Consider the following 22,831-nt stretch of genomic DNA (forward strand, 5'->3'; position numbering starts at 1 on the left):
ATTTCTCAATGGCTTCGATTTTTTCAAATCCTGATATTTTTGCTTTATGGGACATAAAAATGCTCCACCTCGCAGTAAACAGTTTTATTATTTCAACTGTCTACCGCAAGGGGAGCATATCAATGCATCCGACCAAGGTTGTTTCCTATTACAGAGGGAAATGACATGCGACCTGGCGGTCCGGTCCCATCGATTCCAGCTTCGGCTCTTCCACGCGGCAGCGCTCTTGCGCAAAAGGACACCGGGTGTGGAAACGGCAGCCCGACGGCGGATTGGCGGGTGACGGAACATCGCCTTCCAGAATGATCCGTTCCCGCACACGATTCGGTGTCGCTTGCGGAATTGCGGACAACAGCACTTTCGTGTAAGGATGCTTAGGATTGGAGAACAGTTCGTCGGTAGGTGCGACCTCTACCATTTTGCCGAGGTACATCACACCGATGCGATCCGAAATATGACGAACCACATTCAAACCGTGCGCGATGAACAAGTAGGTCAAGCCCAGCTCTTTTTGAAGCTTTTTGAGCAGGTTGAGTACCTGGGACTGAACCGAAACGTCGAGCGCGGATACAGCTTCGTCGGCCACGACAAATTTCGGGTTGAGCGCGATGGCCCGGGCGATGCCGATCCGTTGGCGCTGTCCGCCGGAAAACTCGTGCGGGTAGCGGTTGCGCCGGGTAACGTCAAGGCCGACCAGCTGCATCAACTCCACGACACGATCGTCGATTTCTTTCGCCGACATTTTCGTGTGAATGCGCAACGGCTCGCCGATGATGTCTTTCACGAGAAAGCGGGGGTTCAAGGAACCGTACGGATCCTGGAAAATGATCTGCATCTCTTCACGGAGCTTGCGCAGCTCGCTTGTCCCGACTTTCGCGATATTGCGGCCGTCGAAGTTGATCTCGCCATCGGTTGCGTTCTTGAGGTTCAGCAGTACGCGTGCCAGCGTCGATTTACCGCAGCCGGATTCGCCTACCAGGCCGAACGTTTCTCCGGCCCGGATGCCGAACGAAACGTCATCCACCGCTTTGACCTGACCGACGACCCGGTTGAACAAGCCGGTCTTGATCGGAAAATACTTTTTCACATTTTTGGCTTCCAGCAAAAACGGCGAGTTCACGGCTGCGTCACCTCCGGTCTTGATCCGATCGTTACTTTAGTCTCTGCCCGGTTCGGCTTGCCCGGTCTCGGATCGTCTTCTCCGACATCGTCCAGCCAGCAAGCCGCCTTGTGTCCGGTTGCCGATTCGCGCAGAGGCGGTTCGTTCGTTTTGCAAACATCCATCGCGTAAGGGCAACGCGGATGGAAACGGCATCCGGAAGGCACGTTGCTCAGCGGCGGAATCGATCCCTTGATCGTGTACAATTCTCCGCCGCGTTCGCCTTCCAAGCCGGGAATGGAGGATAGAAGTCCAATCGTGTACGGATGGCGCGGACGATCGAAGATTTCCGCGACCGTTCCTTCCTCCACCAAAGCCCCTGCATACATAACCGCGATCCGGTCAGCGACTTCCGCCGCTACGCCCATATCGTGGGTAATCAGGAGCATCGACATCTTGAATTCTTGCTTCAATTGCTGAAGCAAATCCAAAATTTGCGCCTGAACCGTCACGTCGAGTGCCGTCGTCGGTTCGTCGGCAATCAGCAGCTCCGGGTTGCAGGCTAGCGCCATCGCGATGACCACCCGTTGACACATCCCGCCGGACATCTCATACGGATACTGCTTCGCGCGAATTTCCGGGCTGGGAATGCCCACCTTGCGAAGCATGTCCACCGCTTGACGCCAAGCTTCTTTTTCAGGCAAATTTTTATGAATTCGGAGCGATTCCGCAATTTGTTCGCCGACTGTAAAGACGGGATTCAAGGCGGACATCGGATCTTGGAAAATCATCGTGATTTTGTTGCCGCGGATTTTCAACATCTCATTCTGCCGCTTCGAGACGAGGTCCTGCCCGTTAAACAACACCTTACCGTCTTCGATAATGCCGCCGGCATAGTCGATGAGACGCATAACCGACAGTGCCGTCACGCTTTTGCCGCTTCCGGATTCTCCTACTATGCACAGCGTCTTGCCTTTCTCAATGTCCAGCGAGATGCGGTCCGTCGCTTTGACCAAACCTTTATCTGTCAGAAAGCCGGTTGTCAAACTCCGGATTTCGAGAATTTTTTCCGCCATTTATCCAGCCTCCTTTGAGGAATCGTCGACTTCTTCGGATCCAATCCATCCCGAATGCCGTCGCCGATGAAGTTGACGGCCAGCACGACGATCAAGATGCACAGGCCGGGATACAGTGCCTGCAGCGGGTCGACCAGCATGAATTCTTGCGCGTTGCTGAGCATTTTGCCCCAGCTCGTGTCCGGCTCTTGAATGCCCAATCCAAGGAAGGAAAGTGCGGATTCGCTAAGAATAGCCGCGCCTACCATCAATGTCGCGTTTACGATAATCGGCGCGGATGCGTTACGGAGAAGATGCCGGAAAATAATGCCCCAGCTCGATACTCCGATCGCTTTGGCGGCCTCGACATACTGCATTTCGCGCAGCTGCAGGTAGGAACCGCGAACGAGACGGGCGACGCTCATCCAGCTTGTAAACGCGAGAATCATAATCATATAGGAGACTTTCGATCCGAAAATAGCCAAAATCAAAATATTAAGGAACAGCAGCGGGATGGAGTTCATCACGTCTACCAGACGCATGAAGATCGTATCCACCCAACCGCCGAAGTATCCGGAAATCGCGCCGATCAGGCTTCCCACGACGACTGAAACCAGTGCGACCAGGAATCCGATCGAAAGAGAAATACGGGTACTATAGAGCAAACGGGCGAAAATGTCCCTTCCCAGTTCATCCGTGCCCAGCCAGTGACCGTCAGTGCCCGGCGGAAGGCTGGAATCCAGCAAATCGCCATGCGTAGGATCAAAAGGCGTCAACCACTTCGCGAACAAAGCGGCCAATACGAAAATCAACAAAATAATGAGTCCTGTGACCGCGAGTGGATTATGCATGAATTTCTTCATGGCCGTCTTCCAAGGACCCGGCGGGCGTTTCTCGGGAACGGGAGGCTGAGCGGCCGACGGCGTTCCTTGGGCCGTGTTACGGGTACCGGCAGAAACGGCTTTTTCCAGAATCATATCCGTCATGACGATGCTCCTCCACTCCGCCCCAATTGTACCCGAGGGTCAACGATGGCATATAAAATATCCGCCAGCAAGTTGCCGAGGATGACAAAAACCGATACGAGCAGCGTAATGGACATCAGAACGGAGTATTCACGGGCAACGGCCATTTGGACGAACAGCCGGCCCATTCCCGGCCAGTTAAACACGCTTTCCGTCAAAGCGGCTCCGCCGACCAGAACCGCAAGATCCAAACCGAGAACCGTAATAATCGGAATCAGCGCGTTACGCAATGCGTGACGGAATACGACCCGGCGTTCTTTCAGACCTTTGGCGCGAGCGGTACGGATATAGTCTTGATCGAGCACGTCGATCATACTGGCGCGGGAGTACTTGGAATACGCGGCCAGGAAGCCCAGCGTCAACACCGTGACGGGAAGAATGAGATGATACAGCAGATCCAGCATGTTGCCTTGTTTGCCCATCGTGTACATATCGGACAATGGAAGCCATCCCAGCTTCAAGGCAAAATATTGTTGCAAAATGATCCCGAACCAGAAGGTCGGCATCGCGAAGCCCAAATAGGCGATAATATTCGACGTTTGATCGGAAATTCCGTATTGTCTCGTACTATTGTAGATGCCCCATGGAATGGCGATGATGAGAGAAAAAAGCCAAGCGGCGCCCATCAAAACCATCGTGTTGCCTACGGTAGGCCATAAAATCTTCCCTACGGGAATGTGGTTCTTAAAAGTGTAGCCAAGATCTCCTTGCAGCAAATTGCCTAACCAAATGAAGTATTGCACAGGTACCGGCCGGTCCAGTCCCAAGTTATGCGCTTGAATTTTCCCGGCTTCCGCCGAAAGGTTCGGCGATAAAAAGATTTGTGTCGGACCGCCAGGCGCCGCGTGAATCAGCGCGAAGCTGAGGATGGAGATCAGGAACAATACCAATACGGATTGAATAATGCGGCGAATCAGATATTCGGTCATTCGGCCATCCCCCTTTCCCTGACAACAGGGAAAGGCCCGCAGTGGGCCTTCCCCTGTTACAGTGGCTTTTATGGTAGTGAATTCAATTATTTCTTGTCAGACCACCAGTTGATGACGTGGAACAGGTAACCATAAGCCAGGGAGGATTCCGGTTTATCCTCTTCCGCCCAGTGCAGCGTCGTGCCATCCACAACCTGCGGAAGACCGTATTGATACATGAAGACGTACGGCAGATCGATGGAGATTTCTTTGCCGATCTCTTTGTAGACCGCTGCGCGCTCATCTTTGTCAACGGTTTGTTGGCCTTTCACCCACAGTGCGTCAAGCTTCTCGTTCTTATACCAGCCGCCGTTTTGTCCGTTCGGCGGGAAGTATTTGGAGGAGAAAATGCTTTCTGCGTCCGGATCCGGGTTGTTCAGGGACCAGGAAAGCAGCAGCGCAGGGAATTTACCCGGTGTTACGTTCTGGTCGATCCAGGTAGAGAAGTCGATCGCTTTCGGCTTCACTTCGATGCCTACATCTTTCAGGTTTTGCTGAATAACTTGCGCAACTTGCTCGCGGCGGCTGTTGCCGGCGTTGTATTGCAGTTCGAAGGAGAATTTGTGTCCGTCTTTCGCGAGAATGCCGTCGCTGCCAGCTTTCCATCCGTCTTCTGCCAGCAATTGCTTAGCTTTCTCCGGATCGAAGTTGTAGTTCACGGCTTCGTCGCCCGGATCTGCCCAGCTGCCCGGCAGGAACGGCGAGTTCATCAAGCGGCCGGTACCTTTGAGTACCTTGTCGACCATACCTTGGCGATTCAGCGCGTAAGCGATCGCTTGGCGGGTCTTTTGGCCTTTGAACGGAGAATATTTATCCGGGAAGTTCTCATCCTTGAAGTTGAAGTTCAAGTACTCGTACTGCGGTCCCGGAGCCAGAATCACGTTCAGGTTCTCGTGTTTCTTCACTGCGTCGATTTGGGTTACCGGAATCGCTTCGGTCATCTGGGTGTCGCCCTTGATGATCGCTTGCACTTCCGTGTTTTGGTCCGCATATTGCTTGTAAATGATTTTCGCGATGTGCGGCTTCTTCTCGCCCCAGTAATTCGGGTCGGCTTCCAACGTGATGTATTGGCCTTGTTTCCACTCGGTCCATTTCCAAGGTCCGTTGGTGACCGTTTTAGCCGGGTCGATACCGTATGCGTTCTTCTGCAGATCCTTCAGCGGGACGTCCTTCAGGACGTGCTGCGGAACGATACCGGTAACGAGAACGTTCAGGAACGGCGCGTACACTTGATTCAGTACGATATCTACCGTTTGATCGTCAATTTTGTTCACTTTATCTACTTTATCGAAGCTGCTGATGCCAGGAGAGCCTGCATCCGGGTTTTTAACGGTGTTGATGAAATAAATGAGGTCGTCAGCGGTAACCGGTTGACCGTCGCTCCATTTGGCCGTCGACTTCAGCTTGACGGTGTAAGTTTTGCCGTCTTCGCTGACTTTCGGAAGCTCGGCTGCAAGGGACCAAGGTTCAACCGTTACGTTAGCGTTACGGTCATAATCATACAGGTTGGCGAAGGCCAGGTTTTGGATATCGCCGGAGGCCGTATCCGAAACATAAATCGGGTTGATGCTGACGATGTCCGAGAACGTGCTGATCGTCAGCGTTCCTCCATCTACAGGCGTGCCTGCGGCAGGTGCCGATGCAGATGCTGATGCTGTTGCTGCCGGCGCGCTCGTCGTCGGCGAAGCTGAAGGCTCATTGTCTTTTTTGCCTGAGCAGCCTGCGAGCAATGCCCCCACGAGAGCAACTGCGGTGATGCCGGATAACCAGTTGGTTTTCCTCACTTCTTCATCCTCCTTAAATATGTAAGACAAAGCACTTGAAAAGCGCTTTCTTACAAAACATAATACTATATCTCACAAAAAAATTACAAAACTTATTTTTTTCTTTATTTTCGACATTTTTTCCATTACCCCCTTGACTTCTCTATGGTTTTACTGTTTTCAGCCGATTTTCATTACGAGAACCAAAGATGAATACCCAAAAATCTGTGAGCTAAAACATGAAATCCCGATCGTAAACGTTTTCCCCTTTTATTTTTTCTATCATTTTTCTTCTATTACTTTCTTCTATTACTTACTTCTATTACTCGCCGATTCGGAGGACGATTTTGCCGACATTCCGGTTTTGCTCCATGTGTGCATGCGCCTCGTTCGCTTGCTCCCAGTCCCACACCGAGTCGATGACTGGTTTCAGCCGGCCGTCTGCCAGCCTCGGCAGTCCAAATTCCTCGAATTGCCGAGTCAGTACGAGTTTCTCTTCAGCCGGCTTGGAACGAAGAGAGCTTCCGATCACCTGCAGACGCCGTCTAAGCAGCAGCCCGAGGTCCAAATCCGCCGCCCGGCTCCCGCCCATCGTTCCGAGAACGATCAGACGGCCGTCCGGTGCCAGCGACTCCAGATTTTGCTCCCAGTAGGAGGCGCCTATAAAATCCAACACGATGTCCGCGCCCCGCCCGCCGGTTATTTCTTTCACCTGCGATACGAAAGGTCCCGTATGATAATCGATCGCGGCGGCCGCGCCAAGGCTCAGGCACGTACCGCGTTTCTCTTCGGTTCCCGCTGTAACGATCGATTTGGCGCCCGCTTCGCGTACCAATTGAATCGCGGCCGTTCCGACGCCGCTCGCCCCGGCATGAATGAGTACGGTATGGTGCGGTTTCAGCCCGCCCAGCACGAACAAGTTCAAATACGCCGTCAAGAACACCTCGGGAACGGCCGCCGCTTCTTCAAAAGAATACCGTTCGGGAATGCGCATCGCCATTCCGGCCGGTATGCTGACCCGCTGCGCATAACCTCCTCCGGGAAGAAGAGCGAAAACCCGGTCGCCGGGTTTCCACAAGCCCGCCGCTTTCGCGCCGACCTTTTCCACGACACCTGCCATTTCGAGCCCGAGAATGGGAGACGCTCCCGTCGGCGGAGGATACAATCCCCGTTTCTGCAACAAATCCGCCCGGTTTAGCGCGGTTGCCGCAACTTTCACGAGCAAATCCTCTTCCGTGAGTACGGGTTCATCCGCTTCTCCGATCCGCAGCGTCTTCGTCGTGTCATCCACCAGTACGGCTTTCATAACGCTCCTTTCCTGCCGGAGGCGAGCTTCACGGCCGCCTCCCGCAAATTCGCTATTGTTATAGGAAGTTTCTCCTCGAACTTATACATCTTTTATCCCTAATTTACAACAGGTCCGATCAATAAGAAACCCCTTATCGTCTGGATAAGGGGTTCCGGCGATGTCGGGGATCCACAGCTTATTGCGTCATCGATCCGCCTTCTTCATCCGATTGAATGGATTCCGTACTGTCGGCGGTTTGACTCTGGTTCAACATTTGGCTCTGGGTCTGGTTCTGACCGCTTGGACTCTGACTTTGCATCCCCGCGCCGCCATGACCGTACGTCACGCTGTTGGCCGAACCCGCATTCAGCGGATTTCCGCTCGTGCCGGCACCGACGTTCGGATTCGCCTGGTTGTAACTTCCGAGCGTCGAATGGGCGGCGCCATAACCCGTATGGCCGCCGGCGCTGCCCACCTGCGCCCACGACTGCTGCCACGATTCCGGAGAGCGCTGGACCGGTTGCTGCCAATGCTGCTGCGCATGGTGCTGCTGCCACGGTTGCTGCTGCCACATTTGCTGTCCGCCTTGCACGCTGTATTGCGCATTGAGCGAGGAATCGGACGGCTGGTAGCTGTGGAGCAGCGTTTTGGCTGTATGATCATTCAACGTAGGAACTTGGTATACCCCATGCTCGTTCATGAACAGGAATACCTCATAGGCTGAATTCGTGCAAGCCGCCGCACAGTTCATCATCATCTGCCGCAAATTCGGATCCGCCGCTTCCAGGCTGGCCGAGCTGCAGTTTCTGGCGCCGTTTTTATGGCACCACAGCATCGCCATGGCAATTTCTCGGTCGGATAACATCGAATCGGCCTGTGGCGCCATCGGCTGCGGATTATGCAAACCGTACTGGACGCTTTGCGGCTTCACTCCTTGAAGGTCAGTGTTCGGGGAGATCGGCCTGAACGGTATGTAATCGTGGGTGTAGGCCACCAGTTGATTGTACGACGCAATGGCTTCCTGCTGATGGCGGGCGATCATATCCCTCAGCTGGGGATGCTTCGCTTCACGCGCATACAAATGAAAATGGGTAATGCAGTTGATCTTCTCCGACAAAATTTCGTGCGTTTCCATCGTTTCATGAGCGCCGAACGGCATGGAAGTATCACTCCTCCGGGAATTTTACGTGACCATCTATATGGTCTTCCCGAGCTCATCCGAATTATACGCACGGAACCCGGCGTCATGCCCAACCTTTGACGACTTCCGCTCCTACAACGCCTTTAAAATGACCGAGCGCCCATTCATGACCTTGCGGATTAAAGCTGGCCACCGCATCTTCGTGCACCACGATCCGGAACCCCTTATTATAAGCGTCTACTGCGGTATGCAGGACACAGATGTCCGTACATACGCCGACGAGATGCACTTCCTGAATACCTCGAGCACGAAGCTTGAGCTCCAAATCCGTTCCGCAAAATGCGCTGTATCTCGTTTTATCCATCCAATAGACGCGATCTTGATTCTGTTCGTACCAATTTTGAAGCTGGCCGAATAGATGCCGGCCTTCGGTGTTGCGGATGTTATGCGGAGGAAACAGCTTCGTCTCCGGGTGGTAGACGTCTCCTTCCTCGTGCAGGTCGACCGCCATCACCACAAAGTCTCCGCGGTCCGCGAATTGCCGGGTAATTTCGGTAATCCGACCCTCCAGGTCAACGGCCGGCTGGCCGCACGGCAGTTTTCCCACGACGAAATCCACCGTATAGTCGATCACGATTAACGCTTTCATAACAACACGCCCCTTCTATCGTCCTGTAAACAGATTAGTACGCTTACAGGTAGGATTCAAGAAGCTCCGGCAAATAATCGCGAAGTTTTCGAAAAGAAAAACCGAGCTTAGCAGCCTTAGAGGCGTCGATCGTCCATGACCCGGCAAAACCGTAGGGAGATCGGTCGGGAGAATCCGGCGAATCGGTGAAGCCGCCTTCGCGGCCGGTCTTACTCTCCACCAGCTTCATTAATTCCCGGTGAGAAATGTGCCCTTCGGAAGAAGCATTCATTGGCCCCGTCCATTCACTTCGTCCTGTCCACCCAAGAAAATCGGCCGATTCTTCGGAGGAAATGAAAGACAACCTGGCGTCGGGATCCGGCAAGGCAATCGGTGTTTGGTTCTTGACTTTATCCACGTAAAACCGAAGGCGGTTCGTATAATCATCGGGACCGATGACGAGCGGAAAGCGCACCGCCGCCGCCGGGACGGCGGTCTGCTGCAACAGAAAAGCTTCCGCGTGCCGCTTCGCTTCCTGATAACCTTGTACACCGGCGTATGCTTGCCTGGGTTTGCCCAGTACATATTGCTCCTGCCATGGATCGTAAGCGGATTCGGTTAATCCCTCTCCGTGAGGGTATACGGCCATCGTGGACGTAAATACGTATCGTCCGACACGGCCTTTCAGCAACTCCAAAACATCCGCCAGCTCCTGAGGAGAATAGCAGGTTTGGTCGTACACGACGTCCCACTCGCCCTCGTTCAGCGCTTGCACCACACTTTCGCGGTCCTGCCTCTCCAGCTTCACTCTCCGCACGGAGGAGCCGAACGGATCCGGCGTCATGCCGCGGGTGGCGATCGTGACCTCGGTGCCTTGTTCGATGAGTTGACGAACCAACCGTTTGCCGAAGAGCATCGTGCCGCCTAAAACAAGAACCTTATTCACCGGTCATGACCTCCACTTGTCCAGAAGCTCTTGTTCTTTGCCGGCCGAAAGTCCGGCTTTCAGCACGTAATCGCCGGGACGAGAGCGGTCCCATGCGAGAATATCCTGAATGGTTTGCCGCAGCGGGCGGTAAGTCAAACCCGCTTGTTGGGCTTTACTCACATTGAGCGACATCAAGGCATCAATCTTTTCCTTGCGGGGAATCCACAGCGGCATTTCGATCCACGAACCCACTTCGTGGCGGAGCAGGAAGTCGTCATCCACCCAAGTGAGCCGCGCGCCGCTCCCGATCCCCTCCACACACTGCTCGAGGAAGCCGCCGACGGTGATTGATTTCTCCGGACCTGTGGCGTTATACGTTCCATGCTGACGTGCCTCTACCATGCGGACAATCCACTCCGACAAGTCTCGAACGTCGATGAATTGGATCGGCGCATTCGGATCACCCGGCGCCAGCACTTCTCCGCCGCGTCCGATGCGATGAGGCCAATAGGTCAGCCGGTCCGTATGATCGCCGGGGCCAGCGACAAGGCCGCATCTGACGATCAGTCCGCGATCCGGGTAATGTTCCCGCACCGTCTCCTCGCAGCGGGCCTTCATCGGACCGTATACCTGAGAAATCTCCTCCACGCTTTCATCCTCCCACCTTGCGGTTGGATGCGTCTCGTCCATGACCCCGGGCACCGTATGATCATAGACATTGAGAGTGGAGATGAACGTGTAATGTTCCGTTTGCTGCCGGAGCAGCCGAACCGATTGCGCAACAATTCTCGGAACGTAACCGCACGTATCGATGACGGCATCCCAAGTGCGCCCTTCCAAAGCTTCGAGGTTCGTTTCCCGGTCGCCCGTTAACTGTTCAAGGCCGGGAAACATTTCCGGCCGGTTGCCGCGGTTAAAAAGGGTCACTTCATGCCCCCTCGCCGTCGCCGTTTCCACGATCGTTTTGCCGATAAATCTCGTGCCGCCAAGCATTAAGATTTTCATTCGGACGCCTCCCTCGCTTCACGTTAAACCGACTGACCAGTCTGTTATCAGACTATCACCGGACAATTCCGGTTGTCAATCGGTTTCACACGCTATGCGTTCTTGGAAGACTCCTTCCTTAACCGGACCCGGTTTACGATAACAATCCCCACAATAATCAGGCAGAGAGAGACCAAAATCGTCGGATGCAGCCGCTCATGCAGCAAGATCGACGACAAGATGACCCCAAACAGCGGGATGAGCGCTAAGTACATTGAAACCGAGCTTACGCTGTTGTACTTCATCAGTAAATTCCATAGCAGAAAACCGGCCGATGATAGAATGGCTAAGTAGATCAGCATGGCGATGGCTTGTCCGTCCATGTGAAACGGCAGGATTCCCGTCTGAAAGGCGCCGACCGACAGTAGGACGACGCCGCCGAGAAACATTTGGAGCCCCGTTAAAAAGAAGATGTTCGAATGCGCCGATTCCTTTTTCGCCAGCACATTGCCCAAGCCGCCGAAAAACATCGATACGATGAGCAATATTTCCCCGAAGCCGAACGAAAACCCGCTCGATTCTCCCTGCAGCCAAATAACTGCGATTCCGGCAAAGCCTACGAACACGCCGAGCCCCCGCATCGGTGTCAACCTGTCGTTACGATACAAGAAATGCGCGACGAGAAGCTGAAAGAAAGAGGTGGTGCCCGCAATAATGGAGCTGATCGTGCCGGTTGCGTAGCTGAGTCCGATGTAAAAGAACAAATACTGGCATACCGTTTGAAAAGCGCTGACTTTCGCGATACCCGCCCAGGAACGCGGATTTCGGTCGAACGGGATTCTCATCAGAATCATCATCGCCAAAATGATCAATCCGGCCAAAGTGAACCGATATCCCGCGAACAAGATTTGCTCGAAGGTTTCATCGCGGTGAATGTCCATGTGTTGATAGGAAAGCTTGATCAGCGGGAATGCGCTGCCCCATAGCAAAGTAGCGCCAAGCGCCGCCAAGGGCCTGCCCGCGGGATGCGTAAAAAACCGTTGTGCCGTCATGCTGTCTCCTTCCGTGCTGCTTATCTGCTGAATGAACAGTACGATTATATCGCAATTCGCTCCGTTTTGGCTTCCTTGGCCAAGAACGGGACCGAAGCGGCCGCTCCTACGGTTCCGCAAATGATGTCCATCATCGTATCGACCAGGCTGCCGTTCTGGGAGTTGAGACCGAACAGCCGATCGGTCGTAAACTCGAATATTTCCCAGCAGCCGGCCATCGCCACTGCAAAGAAAAGACTGAACCATACCGCGAGCCTCCAGTTCACGACAGCCGCCTGTCCGGCTTGATCCATCTTCCTGTACATCAACAGCCCCACGAAGCTCAGAATGACACCGGAAAACAAATGCTCGATTTTATCTAAATAGGGTATCACACTATAGAATCCGAATTGTTTGGCCACAAACATCGTCACGAAAAGAAAGAGCAGAACGGAAAACCGCAAGGCGGGAAACATCGCGGTCTTCGTCCACCGAGCCACAAGTCGAATGCCGAGCAAAACGAACATCGTGAGCGCCGCATGAAAAACTTTCTCCGGATTTCCACGGATCAGAAAATAAACAAAGCAGACAACGGCAAGTATGTACAAGGCGAGCTCGAAACGATCGTTCCATGCATCTTTCCGGTTCCGGATATCCATAGGAGATTCCCCGCTTCCTGATCATGACATGTTAATCATTAATAAACCCGACAGAGCACAAATAAAAAAGCCGACAGTGTGTACTGTCGGCTTCATGGTTATTTGTTATTCCTTTACGCCGCCCGCGGATAAGCCGCCTACGATGTATCGGTACAGGAAAAGCGAAATAATGACCGGCGGCAAAGAAGCGACGACGCCGCCCGCAGTCATCAAGCCCCAATCGATGCTGTGTTTGCCGATAAACTCTCGGATGGCGACGGGCAGCGTTTTGGCCGCATCCGTCTGGGTGAAGGCGCTGGCGAACATAAACTCGTCCCAGGCCGACAGCATGGTGAAGATCGCCGTTGCGGCGATTCCCGGCATCGCAAGCGGAATGACGATCCGGAACATCGTGCCGAGGCGGCCGTTGCCGTCGATATAAGACGCTTCCTCCAGCTCTTTGGAGATGGTCTGAAAATACCCCGCCATGAGCCATATCGCGAAAGGAAGCGAGAAAGTGGTATAGGCCACCACCAATCCGGCCACCGTGTCGAGCAGGGGCGGCGTATGAAAAAAAACGATGCCGGTAAACGGGATTCCGATGTCGATGCCGTTGCGCATCATCATGTACATCGGCACAATCAGGCTGATCGAGGGAAGCAGCTGCATCGCCAAAATAGCGAACAGCGAAGTGGTGCGGAAGGGAAACTTGATTTTGGCCAGCGCATAAGCGGCAAACACGCCGATGAAGATCGTGAGCAGTGTCGTATATACAGAGACGAGCACGCTGTTTTTGGCTGCTGCCATATAACTCGCTGCGTTAGAGCCGGTGAACAGCCTAACATAGTTATTGAACGTCGCCGAGTGAGGGAATATACGTCCGCTCAATAGTTCATTGCTGGGACTGATGGAGGTCAGCAGCAAATAGACGAACGGAGCCAGAGTAAACAAAGAGAGAAGGATGAGTCCAATCCACAGCCAAAATGGGGGGATCAGCTCGTTGCTGGCCGATTTGAACAGCTTCGATTTTATGCCGGATTTCGGTCGTACCGCAACGGTTGCCGGCACACGGGTTTGTAACGGATTTGCCATCTTTCTCCCTCCTCTACTCCAACTCGTTATTTTTCTTGAGCATCCGAATATAGATGACGATCAGAATCAAGATGAAAATCGTCGAGATCCACGCCATCGCGGAGGCTCTGCCCAGATAGAAATACCGGAACGCATAGTTGTACGTCAGGAACGAAACGGATGTCGTAGGGTCGTTGCTGAAAACGGTCAAAATGTCGTACACCCGGAACGCGCCGAGGACCCGGAGCACAACCGCCACGATCATGGCCGGGGCCAACTGTGGAATCGTGATATGCCAAATCTTTTTCCAGAACCCGGCGCCGTCCATGACCGCTGCCTCATAAAGCGCGGGATTGAGCGACTGCAGACCGGCTAACAGAAGCAGCGTCATGTAAGGCGTCATTTTCCAAATGTCCGCGATGGAAGCGAACGTCATAATCTGGGTCGAGTTCGTCAGCCAGACCGGATTCGAATCCGGAGACAGCAAGCCTAAATTGTGAAGCACGACGGTTAGTCCGCCGTAGCCCGGCTGATAGATCCAGTTCCACATCAAGCCGTTCACCAATGTAAGCATCGCCCAAGGAATGATGATGATTCCCCGGAAGAAGGTTCTTCCCCGGAACATCTGGTTGAGCAGCAAGGCACAGAAAAATCCGAGCGCCAGCTCGGCTCCGACCGTGAACACCGTAAAATAGGCCGTGTTCTTCATCGAAACCCAGAATTCGTTCATCTGAAAAATTTGGTTGTAGTTGCGGAATCCGACATACTGAATCGCGGATCCGTCCATTAAGTTATATTTGTAAAAACTCCATACCAGCGACTCGATGATCGGGGAGACAAACGTCTTGAGCAAAATATAAATCGTAGGAAGCAGCAGAAGAATAGCGAGCAGCGTATCCTTCCACGCTCTCGGCGACAGTCTCAAAGCGGAGAAGGCCCCGCCCGTTGCCGTTTTTTTCATATTTCTCTCCTCCAACCATGCTATTTGAGGCCGATAGATAGGAAAAAGCGGTTAGACAGGCTAACCGCTCCTCCGCTTGCCCTAACAATTTATTGTGCTTTTTTGATGGCTTGGTCGATTTTCGAGGCGGCGTCGTCAAGGGCCTGCTTAGGCGATTTGTTGCCCGCAAGCGCTTTGAATACTTCCGCGGAAAGAATATCGGCCCATTCGACATAACCGGGACCGTTCGGACGGTTTTGGCCGTATTCGAACTGCGCCATGATTTTGTCGATCGTTTGCGTTTTATCCGCTTCTTTCACTTTCGGATCCTCGTACAGTGATTGCAGCACTGGATAAGTGCCTCTCTCGGTGAAGTTCGGCTCTTGGAACGATTTCGAAGCCATCCACTTCAAGAACGCCAGGGAAGCGAGCTTATGCTTGCTGGATTTCATGATGGCGATGCCTTCCGAACCCGTTACCGAAGCGGAAACGACACTTCCTTCTCCTGGGAGAAGCCCTACGTCCGCTTGGTCTACAATTTGAGATTTCGAGGGATCGTTGACGTCCGGGAACTGCCCTTCCCAGTTGGACATCATGGCGATTTTACCAGCCCGGAAAGCATTGCTCACGTCGTCTTCCGTCCATTGCAAGCTTGCGGGGTCGATCGTTTTGTCGTTTCGAATCAGATCGGTCATGTATTGAAGAGCTTTGACGGCGCCTTCCGAGTTGACTTCCAGCGTGCCGTCTTGTTTGAAGAAGCTTCCGCCGAAGGAATACACCATGCCGACGAAGTCGCAGTTCAAGCTTTCCGCTTGTTTCCAGGACCAGCCGGAAGCGTATTTGCCGCCTTTGGTGAGTTTCTTGGACATTTCGCGGAATTCGGTCCAAGTTTTCGGAGGGGCATCGTAACCCGCGTCCTTGAGCATTTTCATGTTCCAGTAGAAGTGCTTCGTGCTGGAGAAATACGGCATCGCCGCAAGTTTGTCGTTGTACTTCACCGAGCTGAGTGAAGATTGCGTGAATCCGCTTTGCACGTCCGCCGGGACGACGTTCGTCAAATCTTCCACAAGGTTGCCTGCGAGAAATTGGCCTGCCCAGATCGTATCCATCTCGATCAGATCAAATTCGGAGGAGTTGGAAAGGGCCGCCGTGGTGATTTTGTTAAACAGCGAGTTGTAATCTGTCGCCGACACCTTCAGCTTGATGCCCGTTTCATCGCTAAACTTCTGGAGCAGCTTCGTGAGGTCACCCTCCGTGTCGACAACCAACAGATTGATTTCTTCATTCTTGAGTGCAGGGTCATCCAGCTTCGACCAATCCAACGAGTTCAGATCCACTGCCCCGCCGGAGGTATTGCCGGAAGCATTCCCACTTGAGGCTGGCGGCTGGCTGCTTTCAGATGCCTTGGGCGCCGGACTGCAGCCGACGATGATGACGAGAAAAGTGAGAGCGATTACAAAAAGCTTCGTGATGCCAAACTTGGTTTTCACAGAACCCCTCCGTCCGTCTCTTCTCTTAGGTTCAATACAACTTTCGCTTGTATTGTGTCTAGATTATATTAATTGTAGTAACAACTTGTCAACGATAATATGATTGCGCTTTCAAATTTTGTTCAGATCTCCTATTCGATGCCGGATGCGATCTGCAGCAGGCGTTCTCGGATGCCGCCTGTGCAAACTCCACCGTGATAAGTGATGACCGTCTCGATGTCCAACCGCGACAGTTTGGCGACCGAACGCAAGGCAGTGGGCATATCCGGTGTGAAGTCCCGGCTGGGAGGCATCAGAGTGCCGGCCTGCGAGGTCAGCGCGTCGCCGGAAATGAGCGTTCGGCTCGCCGGATGATACAAACTGATATGATCCGGCGTGTGGCCGGGCGTAAAGATGATCTGGATCCCTCCGCAATAGGGAAGTGAATCGCCGTCCCGCAGCGTGACATCCACTTTGGTGGGACGGACCAAAACTCCCCTTTTAATCGTCGGGAGTTCTCCCTGAATATAAGGTTTGCAGAGTTCATGCGCCAGCACTTGTACCCGTCCGTTTGTGGCCTCCGCTAACTCAGGCAAGCTGCCCAGATGGTCCATATCTTGATGGGTAATGATGATTTGGGTGAGCTGGTCCAAGGAGACGCCTTCCCGTCCCAGCGCTTCACGGATCACTTCCAGTTGACCGGGAGTGCCGGTATCCACCAGGATGACATTCTGCTCATCTCGAAACAGTGCCGCATGTACCGGAAACGGCTGCCCGCCCGTGCGCAATTCGAGCAATAGAGGCGACACACCTGCGTTTAACATTGGATCATCCACCTCCGCTTCGTCCCTTTCCCCTATTTTAGATTTCAGCGGCACAAAAGAAAAGCCGACAGCGAATTACACTGTCGACCTTGCTTCTCACATAGGACGGTTTTCGCTCATACATTCTTGATAATCGAATTCGTCGATTTTGCCCGCCGTCGCGAGGTAATAGATGACGGCTTCCGCATGCTGGGACGTTTGGCGCGTGATCCGGTTGTTGCGCTGCATCAGATCGGCGTAACGCGGCGGGTAATCGTAATGCACCAAATGATTGGCGGCCGTCACATCCAAGCCGGTACTCACGGCATCCGTGACCAGCAATGCCGTAGATTCCGGAATTTTGTTGAACCGGTCGATCATCTGATTCAGCTCGTGGATGGACATTTGCGGCGTGACCGTTACAATGGCGCTGCTCGGCATATCCGCTGAAAGCAGCTCCATGATTTCGGCGGCGACCGCAGGGGATCGGAACATGACAACTGTCTTTTCTCTTTTCTCCTGCGCGCTCTGTATGATCGTTTTCAGTTGGTTCAGCTTTTCCGGATTCCGGTTGCACAGCGAGCACATTTTCTCTTTGACGGCCATCATTTGTTTTTTGTCCGAAATCGAAGAAGTTCTGCCGTTGCGCTCGGAGGCCGCGAAATATTCGTATAAAAGGTTGAGGTAGTCCGACTCCAGGGCCGGATCCATCAATACGAGGATCGGTTTTTCCATGACGTTCATGATTGCTCATCCTTCCCGTTGTTCTGTACTTCTCACACCTCTCTGTATACGTTATCTTTATAGAAGAAGGATTACAACCGTTAAAGATTGGAGACTTCAGGAATGGACATCACTGAAATTGCGCTGCATTTGATCGATGAAGACACCGGCCAGCCCCGTTACCAATTCGACGAGGAGGCTTTGCAGGAGCTCATGAAGAGCATCGGCGAGCTTGGCCTGCTGTCTCCGATCAAGGTGAGAACCGTGGGCAGCGGGCGATATAAAATCATTTACGGGAACCGGCGGTACAAAGCCTGCAAGGCGCTGGGGCTCCGAACGATTCCCTGTATCATTTCCGAGATTACCGATGAAATGGAAATCTACCTCGAGCAAATTGCGGAAAATTTGACGCGCGAAGGTTTTTCTCCGATTGAAGAAGCGGAAGCGTTCCATAAGCTGCTGCACGACGAGAAATTCAGCAGCTCGGTGAAATATTTGTCCAGCAAGCTGGGTAAGACGGAATCCTATATTAAAAATAAACTGGATTTGCTGAGCTTCGGAGATGCGGTGAAGAAGCTGATCGTCAGCGGCACGGAAATCCGCAAGGATAAGCTGACGGAAACCCAGTTGCTGCCGATCAAGGATTTGCCGATAGAGCATCGAGATTCCCTTGCGCTGATCATCGCAAGGGACGAGCTGCCCGCGAGCGATGTCAAGAAGATTGCCAAGCTGTTCAAAGACAAGAATCTGTCCCCCGGTACGAAGGACAAGCTGTTGTACAAATCCGGACGAGAGCTTCTTGAAACTTGGTCCGTATTTGAGCAAAACAAAGCGGAAAGAGCGAAAGCCGCCGAGCCGAAGCCCGCTCCGCCGGCGAAAGAGGAAAAAACGGACCGGGAGGAAGTTGACTCTTCAAACTCATCATCGCTGGTGGAGCAGATCCAACGACAGGCATCCTCGCTCCGGCTTCCCGCGGCACCGTCTGCCGATGCATCTGCACTGTCCGATTTGACGCCGGAGGAGAAAGCCCAGCTTGCGCAACACGTTGCCGCCGTGGTGGTAGATCTGGAAAAACATTTAGCGGATTGGAAGCGCGCCGCCGAGCTATTGAAGGATGGCGGCGAATAAGTTCGGTTACTTTAAAAAGCGCTTGATCATCTTCAGTGCGTTCTTCGTATTCGGATACCGGACGGGAATATCGTACAAAGTCGTTTGTTTCAACACACTCTTCTTGTGCGAGAACGTATCGAAGCTGCCTTTTCCGTGATAACTGCCCAGCCCGCTGTTCCCGACACCTCCGAACGGCAAATAGGGAGAGGTAAAATGGTACAGCGTGTCGTTGATGCAGCCGCCTCCGAAAGAAACCCGGTTCATCACTTCCTGCTGAATGCCGGGATTCTCCGTGAACACATACAGCGCCAGCGGATTCGGATGGTTCCGGATCCCCTCTAACATCTCGGACAGATAGCGGTATTCCAGAACAGGCAGTATAGGACCGAAGATTTCCTCCTTCATGACGGGATCTTCCCAACGCACTTCCGTTAAAACGGTCGGTTCGATCACAAGCCGCCCAGGGTCGGTTTTTCCGCCGACATATGTAACACCGTTTTCGAGGAACGAGGCGAGACGCCGGAAGTGCTTCTCGCTCACGATATGCGTATAAAGCTCGTTTTCAAGCGGCATCTCCCCGTAGAGATTGCGAATGGCTTTTTGCAACTGCGCCAGAAAGTCCATTTTGACGCTTTCATGGACATACAAATAGTCCGGGGCGATACAGGTTTGGCCGGCATTCATAAATTTGCCCCAAGCGATGCGTTTCGCCGCCAGCCCAAGATTGGCGTCTTCGTGAACGATACACGGACTTTTCCCGCCCAGCTCCAACGTGACCGGCGTCATGTGATTCGCGGCCGCCTGCGCCACGATTCGGCCCACCGGCACGCTGCCGGTAAAAAAGATATAGTCCCACTTTGCGCCGAGCAGCTCTTGGCTTACTTCCACACCGCCCTGAACAACGGCAACGTATGGTTCAGGGAACGTCTCGGAGATGAGATTCTCCAGCACTTCGGAGGTTCGCGGCGTAAGCTCGGACGGCTTCAGCACCACGCAGTTCCCCGCAGCGATTGCGCCGATCAGAGGCGCGACAGCGAGCTGGAACGGAAAGTTCCACGGGGAGATAATGAGCGATACGCCATAAGGCTCGGAATATACGGCGCTCTTGGAACCGAAATGCGTGAGCGGCGTTTTCACTTTCGCCGGCTTCATCCAGGCTCGCAGATGCTTCATCGCAAACCGGATTTCCGACAAAATGATGCCGATCTCCGTCGAATAAGCGTCGAATTCCGATTTGTTCAAATCCGCCTTCAACGCTTGCAGCAAATCCTCTTCATGGCGAATGACCGCCGCCCTCAGCTTCTCAAGTGCTTCCAAACGAAAATGATAATCTTTCGTCTTCTCCGTACGAAAAAACGCCCTCTGTTTATTCAACAAAATCGAAACGTCCATAAAGGTCCCCTCTTAACGAATCTTCAGCTGCTTCTCCGAATCGTTTTTATGTTCTTTATAAAATTTGACCATGGCGCCGAGCGTTTCTTGAAAATCCGGACATGTAATACCCGAACCTTGCAGATCCCGTTCCGCATTTGCCGTATCGTAGTGAGCCTTGCAAACGAGGTAATCCAATGCCTCCTTTTCCACCCGCAGCCATTTTCGCGCCGCCGGCAGCGATAACAACAGCTTAGCCGCGGATAAAGGAATCGTACCGACCGGTTCCTTGCCCAAATATTCCTTCATCAGCATGCGATAGACGTCTTTCATCCGGTATGGCCTCGGATCGGTCAAATGATACGTCCGGCCGACTCCCGCGTCCGCATGAGCCAAGTAAAGCGTGGCTTCGAAAACGTAATCCACCGGTACGAAATTGCCCTCCGCTTCCCCAGACCCCATGTAAGGGATGAAAGGCAGAAAATTCAGCGCGTCCTTTGCTCCATTTCCAGCTCGGTCTCAAGGATTCGGCCTTCACGGTCGCCCGAGACGTATGCCGTGCTGAAATAGACATAACGACGGAGATTCGGCAGCGTCAAGATCCACTGATTCACCTGATTCGTTCCATTGACGTTGATGTCGAACGCAATATTTTCAGGAACTGCAAGCGTATATTGGACATGCCGCCCGCCCTCTCCTTCGATCTGCTCGTCATTATGCTTAGTTCTTCGCCGAATATCTCCCCTTATCCTGTTCGGAACAAAATCGGGAAATTCGCGGCGTAGAATTTTGTGGTTTTGTGCAGGTTCAACGTAAGTTTTCCCGTTTGAGTTTACTGTCGGGTGAATCGGGTAAAAAAATCTAGCAAGTCCGTATCACAAGCTGCCCGACGTCGAGGTTGACCACAAATCGTTTTTGGGAGGGAATCGAAATGGAACATTCCAAAAAAATTGTCGGTGTATTTGACTCGGAAATGGAAGCCAGAAACGCGATCGAAGGCTTGAAGCGGCAAGGTTACCGCTCGGACGAAATCTCGGTTATCGGCAAAGATAAGGACGACATGAAAGAAATCAAAGAAGCGACCGGAACGAAAGCGCCGGAAGGCGCGGCGACCGGAGCGGCCACGGGCGGGGTTGCAGGCGGCGTCACCGGTTTGCTGGCCGGTCTCGGCTTGCTGGCGATTCCGGGCGTCGGTCCGATTCTGGCTGCAGGCCCGATCGCAGCCGCCTTAACAGGCGCGGCCGTAGGCGCGGGAGCGGGCGGAATCGTCGGCGGACTGGTCGGCATGGGCATTCCGGAGGACGAAGCAAAGCGCTATAACGAGTATGTGGAACAAGGCAAAATACTCGTCATGGTCGATTCCGACGCGGAACGCGAACATGGCGTGTACGACAACTTCCGTACCTACAACTCTCTCAACGCCGACACCTACGGAATGACGATGTACGGTGCGGGTACCGCCGGAACCTACAACCAAGACATCGACGGGCAAGATCGGGTACAACGGTACTAAGCGGACAATAAAAATGTGGCGCCAGCCTATCGGCTGCGCCACATTTCTTTTTTGTGATGCAGGGCCACCGCACGATGGCGGTGGTCCTACATTTTATACTCTTCTTGTCGACCGCAGGATCGCACTCACAATCAACACGACCACGATAGCTCCTATGACGGCCGGGATGATGGCGAAACCGGCAACAACCGGTCCCCAGTCGCCGAGCAGATAACCGCCCAGCCAAGCTCCGACAAACCCGGCAATAATGTTACCGATAATGCCGCCCGGAACGTCCCGTCCAATAAGCGCGCCTGCCAGCCATCCGATAAGACCTCCGATGATGAGTACCCAAAGGATATGCATTTCGGTTTCCTCCTTTATTCTCACTGATCAGTTCAGCTGTGATAAAGGAATAGTACCCGGCAAGCCGCCGGATTAACCAGTGATTCAAGCATCACCGTTGCTGATGATCTCGTAGTGCGGACCTCTGCGCTGGAGCTGGATTTCCCCTCTCGGCGTGACGCTCCTCTCGATGATCACCGGAGATTCATCTGCGATCTGCAGATATGGCTGCGTTAAAGATTTTGCCATTTGGCCCACATCTCCCGCGGATTCAGCTCATACACTTCATTTTCTCTGAACATGTATTGATGCATAATGAATTCTCTACGAAGCGTCGCGTAATCGGGATGGAATGTTTGGATGTATTCGTTGATTTCTTTCTCTGAGTATTTCTTCCCGATTTCCAGATTTTGAACCATAAACTCGAGTGCGATCAGTTTTTTCTTCAATTGGGAAGGAATTTGTTTGAGCGTTTGATCCGGAGTGAAGAAGCTCTTCAAGACGGATTCGCGCATTTTCTCGTGTTTGTCGCGATGCTGCTCGTTATCGTTGTCCGACATATTCTGTTGCTCCTTCATCAAGTTAACCAGGGCGCCGTCATTTTGCTCCAGCAAATATTGCGAGACTCGATAAATAGAGGCGTTCTTTTCTCTACGTTCCATGACAATGCCCACGGCCTTTAATTTAGCAATATGGTGTGTAATCGTAGCAGGCGTAACCCCGAGCTTTTCCGCCAACGTCAATCCGTTCATCTCCTCTTTGGCAAGCAAGATGAGAATGCGAATCCGATTCCGGTCGGATAAGGCTTTGTAATAGTTCACCAGTTTATCTAACTGCAAACCTTTCACCTTCGATCAGCATTTAATTTAACAATCATCTAATTAGATATTAATTAAACTACCAGCATCTGTCAAGCAACGGTTCTAAATGAGACGAACCGGCATACACTGGCATAAATC

25 protein-coding genes are annotated in these 22,831 nt (G+C 53.0%); 2 read left to right on the top strand and 23 right to left on the bottom strand.

Going from position 1 to position 22,831, the window contains the following annotated elements:
- Positions 1-148: 148 nt before the first annotated feature.
- From E5161_RS12565 to E5161_RS12645, 17 genes are all read right to left on the bottom strand, one after another.
- Entirely contained in the window at positions 149-1,120 is a 972-nt protein-coding gene (locus E5161_RS12565) for an ABC transporter ATP-binding protein (RefSeq protein ID WP_136778182.1), read from the bottom strand.
- The gene (locus tag E5161_RS12570; RefSeq protein WP_136778183.1) at positions 1,117-2,175 is read right to left on the bottom strand and encodes an ABC transporter ATP-binding protein; all 1,059 of its coding nucleotides are present in this window, start codon (positions 2,173-2,175) and stop codon (positions 1,117-1,119) included. The genes E5161_RS12565 and E5161_RS12570 overlap by 4 nt, the downstream gene beginning before the upstream one ends.
- Entirely contained in the window at positions 2,142-3,140 is a 999-nt protein-coding gene (locus E5161_RS12575) for an ABC transporter permease (RefSeq protein ID WP_136778184.1), read from the bottom strand. The genes E5161_RS12570 and E5161_RS12575 overlap by 34 nt, the downstream gene beginning before the upstream one ends.
- Positions 3,137-4,108 (bottom strand): ABC transporter permease, encoded by a 972-nt coding sequence (locus E5161_RS12580; RefSeq protein ID WP_136778185.1) that lies wholly within the window; start codon positions 4,106-4,108, stop codon positions 3,137-3,139. The genes E5161_RS12575 and E5161_RS12580 overlap by 4 nt, the downstream gene beginning before the upstream one ends.
- 86 nt (positions 4,109-4,194) lie before the next feature.
- Complete coding sequence (locus E5161_RS12585; protein WP_136778186.1) at positions 4,195-5,931, bottom strand: ABC transporter substrate-binding protein; 1,737 nt, start codon at positions 5,929-5,931, stop codon at positions 4,195-4,197.
- 301 nt (positions 5,932-6,232) lie between these two features.
- Positions 6,233-7,216: an NAD(P)H-quinone oxidoreductase gene (locus E5161_RS12590; RefSeq protein ID WP_136778187.1), complete on the bottom strand. Its 984-nt coding sequence runs from the start codon at positions 7,214-7,216 to the stop codon at positions 6,233-6,235.
- Positions 7,217-7,394: 178 nt separating this feature from the next.
- The gene (locus tag E5161_RS20970; protein ID WP_211246735.1) at positions 7,395-8,357 is read right to left on the bottom strand and encodes a spore coat protein; all 963 of its coding nucleotides are present in this window, start codon (positions 8,355-8,357) and stop codon (positions 7,395-7,397) included.
- Positions 8,358-8,442: 85 nt separating this feature from the next.
- Positions 8,443-8,988 carry a cysteine hydrolase family protein gene (locus E5161_RS12600; RefSeq protein WP_136778188.1) on the bottom strand — a complete coding sequence of 182 codons (546 nt, stop codon included), beginning with the start codon at positions 8,986-8,988 and terminating at the stop codon, positions 8,443-8,445.
- 43 nt (positions 8,989-9,031) lie between these two features.
- Positions 9,032-9,913: an NAD-dependent epimerase/dehydratase family protein gene (locus tag E5161_RS12605; RefSeq protein ID WP_136778189.1), complete on the bottom strand. Its 882-nt coding sequence runs from the start codon at positions 9,911-9,913 to the stop codon at positions 9,032-9,034.
- 3 nt (positions 9,914-9,916) lie between these two features.
- On the bottom strand, positions 9,917-10,900 hold the full coding sequence (locus E5161_RS12610; RefSeq protein ID WP_136778190.1) for an NAD-dependent epimerase/dehydratase family protein: 984 nt from the start codon (positions 10,898-10,900) through the stop codon (positions 9,917-9,919).
- Positions 10,901-10,992: 92 nt separating this feature from the next.
- Positions 10,993-11,931, bottom strand: a complete 939-nt coding sequence (locus E5161_RS12615) for a DMT family transporter (RefSeq protein WP_136778191.1) — start codon at positions 11,929-11,931, stop codon at positions 10,993-10,995.
- A 44-nt stretch (positions 11,932-11,975) separates the two neighbouring features.
- A complete protein-coding gene (locus E5161_RS12620) occupies positions 11,976-12,569 on the bottom strand; it encodes a DUF2238 domain-containing protein (protein ID WP_136778192.1) in 594 nt (197 codons plus the stop codon).
- A gap of 105 nt (positions 12,570-12,674) precedes the next feature.
- Entirely contained in the window at positions 12,675-13,640 is a 966-nt protein-coding gene (locus E5161_RS12625; protein ID WP_136778193.1) for a carbohydrate ABC transporter permease, read from the bottom strand.
- 13 nt (positions 13,641-13,653) lie between these two features.
- A complete protein-coding gene (locus E5161_RS12630) occupies positions 13,654-14,580 on the bottom strand; it encodes a carbohydrate ABC transporter permease (protein WP_136778194.1) in 927 nt (308 codons plus the stop codon).
- Positions 14,581-14,669: 89 nt separating this feature from the next.
- Positions 14,670-16,049: an extracellular solute-binding protein gene (locus E5161_RS12635; RefSeq protein ID WP_169306683.1), complete on the bottom strand. Its 1,380-nt coding sequence runs from the start codon at positions 16,047-16,049 to the stop codon at positions 14,670-14,672.
- A 131-nt stretch (positions 16,050-16,180) separates the two neighbouring features.
- The gene (locus E5161_RS12640) at positions 16,181-16,852 is read right to left on the bottom strand and encodes an MBL fold metallo-hydrolase (RefSeq protein ID WP_136778196.1); all 672 of its coding nucleotides are present in this window, start codon (positions 16,850-16,852) and stop codon (positions 16,181-16,183) included.
- 96 nt (positions 16,853-16,948) lie between these two features.
- Positions 16,949-17,575, bottom strand: a complete 627-nt coding sequence (locus E5161_RS12645) for a helicase-related protein (RefSeq protein WP_136778197.1) — start codon at positions 17,573-17,575, stop codon at positions 16,949-16,951.
- A gap of 102 nt (positions 17,576-17,677) precedes the next feature.
- On the opposite strand from E5161_RS12645, the gene E5161_RS12650 reads away from it, so the two are divergent.
- Complete coding sequence (locus E5161_RS12650; RefSeq protein ID WP_136778198.1) at positions 17,678-18,682, top strand: ParB/RepB/Spo0J family partition protein; 1,005 nt, start codon at positions 17,678-17,680, stop codon at positions 18,680-18,682.
- Positions 18,683-18,688: 6 nt separating this feature from the next.
- On the opposite strand, the gene E5161_RS12655 is transcribed toward E5161_RS12650, so the two are convergent.
- The 3 genes from E5161_RS12655 to E5161_RS21155 are packed head-to-tail and all read right to left on the bottom strand — an operon-like array spanning position 18,689 to position 20,649.
- Complete coding sequence (locus tag E5161_RS12655) at positions 18,689-20,056, bottom strand: aldehyde dehydrogenase (protein WP_136778199.1); 1,368 nt, start codon at positions 20,054-20,056, stop codon at positions 18,689-18,691.
- Positions 20,057-20,068: 12 nt separating this feature from the next.
- Positions 20,069-20,461: a hypothetical protein gene (locus E5161_RS21150; protein WP_246042210.1), complete on the bottom strand. Its 393-nt coding sequence runs from the start codon at positions 20,459-20,461 to the stop codon at positions 20,069-20,071.
- A 59-nt stretch (positions 20,462-20,520) separates the two neighbouring features.
- Positions 20,521-20,649: a hypothetical protein gene (locus tag E5161_RS21155; protein WP_246042211.1), complete on the bottom strand. Its 129-nt coding sequence runs from the start codon at positions 20,647-20,649 to the stop codon at positions 20,521-20,523.
- Between the two features lie 317 nt (positions 20,650-20,966).
- On the opposite strand from E5161_RS21155, the gene E5161_RS12665 reads away from it, so the two are divergent.
- Entirely contained in the window at positions 20,967-21,548 is a 582-nt protein-coding gene (locus tag E5161_RS12665) for a general stress protein (RefSeq protein ID WP_136778200.1), read from the top strand.
- Between the two features lie 93 nt (positions 21,549-21,641).
- Here E5161_RS12665 and E5161_RS12670 read toward each other — a convergent pair whose 3' ends face one another.
- The 3 genes from E5161_RS12670 to E5161_RS12680 all read right to left on the bottom strand — a co-directional run bounded on the left by E5161_RS12670 (position 21,642) and on the right by E5161_RS12680 (position 22,711).
- On the bottom strand, positions 21,642-21,893 hold the full coding sequence (locus tag E5161_RS12670; RefSeq protein WP_136778201.1) for a GlsB/YeaQ/YmgE family stress response membrane protein: 252 nt from the start codon (positions 21,891-21,893) through the stop codon (positions 21,642-21,644).
- 84 nt (positions 21,894-21,977) lie between these two features.
- On the bottom strand, positions 21,978-22,121 hold the full coding sequence (locus E5161_RS12675) for a hypothetical protein (RefSeq protein ID WP_211246741.1): 144 nt from the start codon (positions 22,119-22,121) through the stop codon (positions 21,978-21,980).
- Entirely contained in the window at positions 22,106-22,711 is a 606-nt protein-coding gene (locus E5161_RS12680) for a DUF2087 domain-containing protein (protein ID WP_136778202.1), read from the bottom strand. Before E5161_RS12680 ends, E5161_RS12675 begins: the two co-directional genes overlap by 16 nt.
- Positions 22,712-22,831: the final 120 nt, after the last annotated feature.

Origin of the sequence: Cohnella pontilimi, from assembly GCF_005049045.1 — a bacterium.
Lineage (GTDB): Bacteria > Bacillota > Bacilli > Paenibacillales > Paenibacillaceae > Cohnella > Cohnella pontilimi.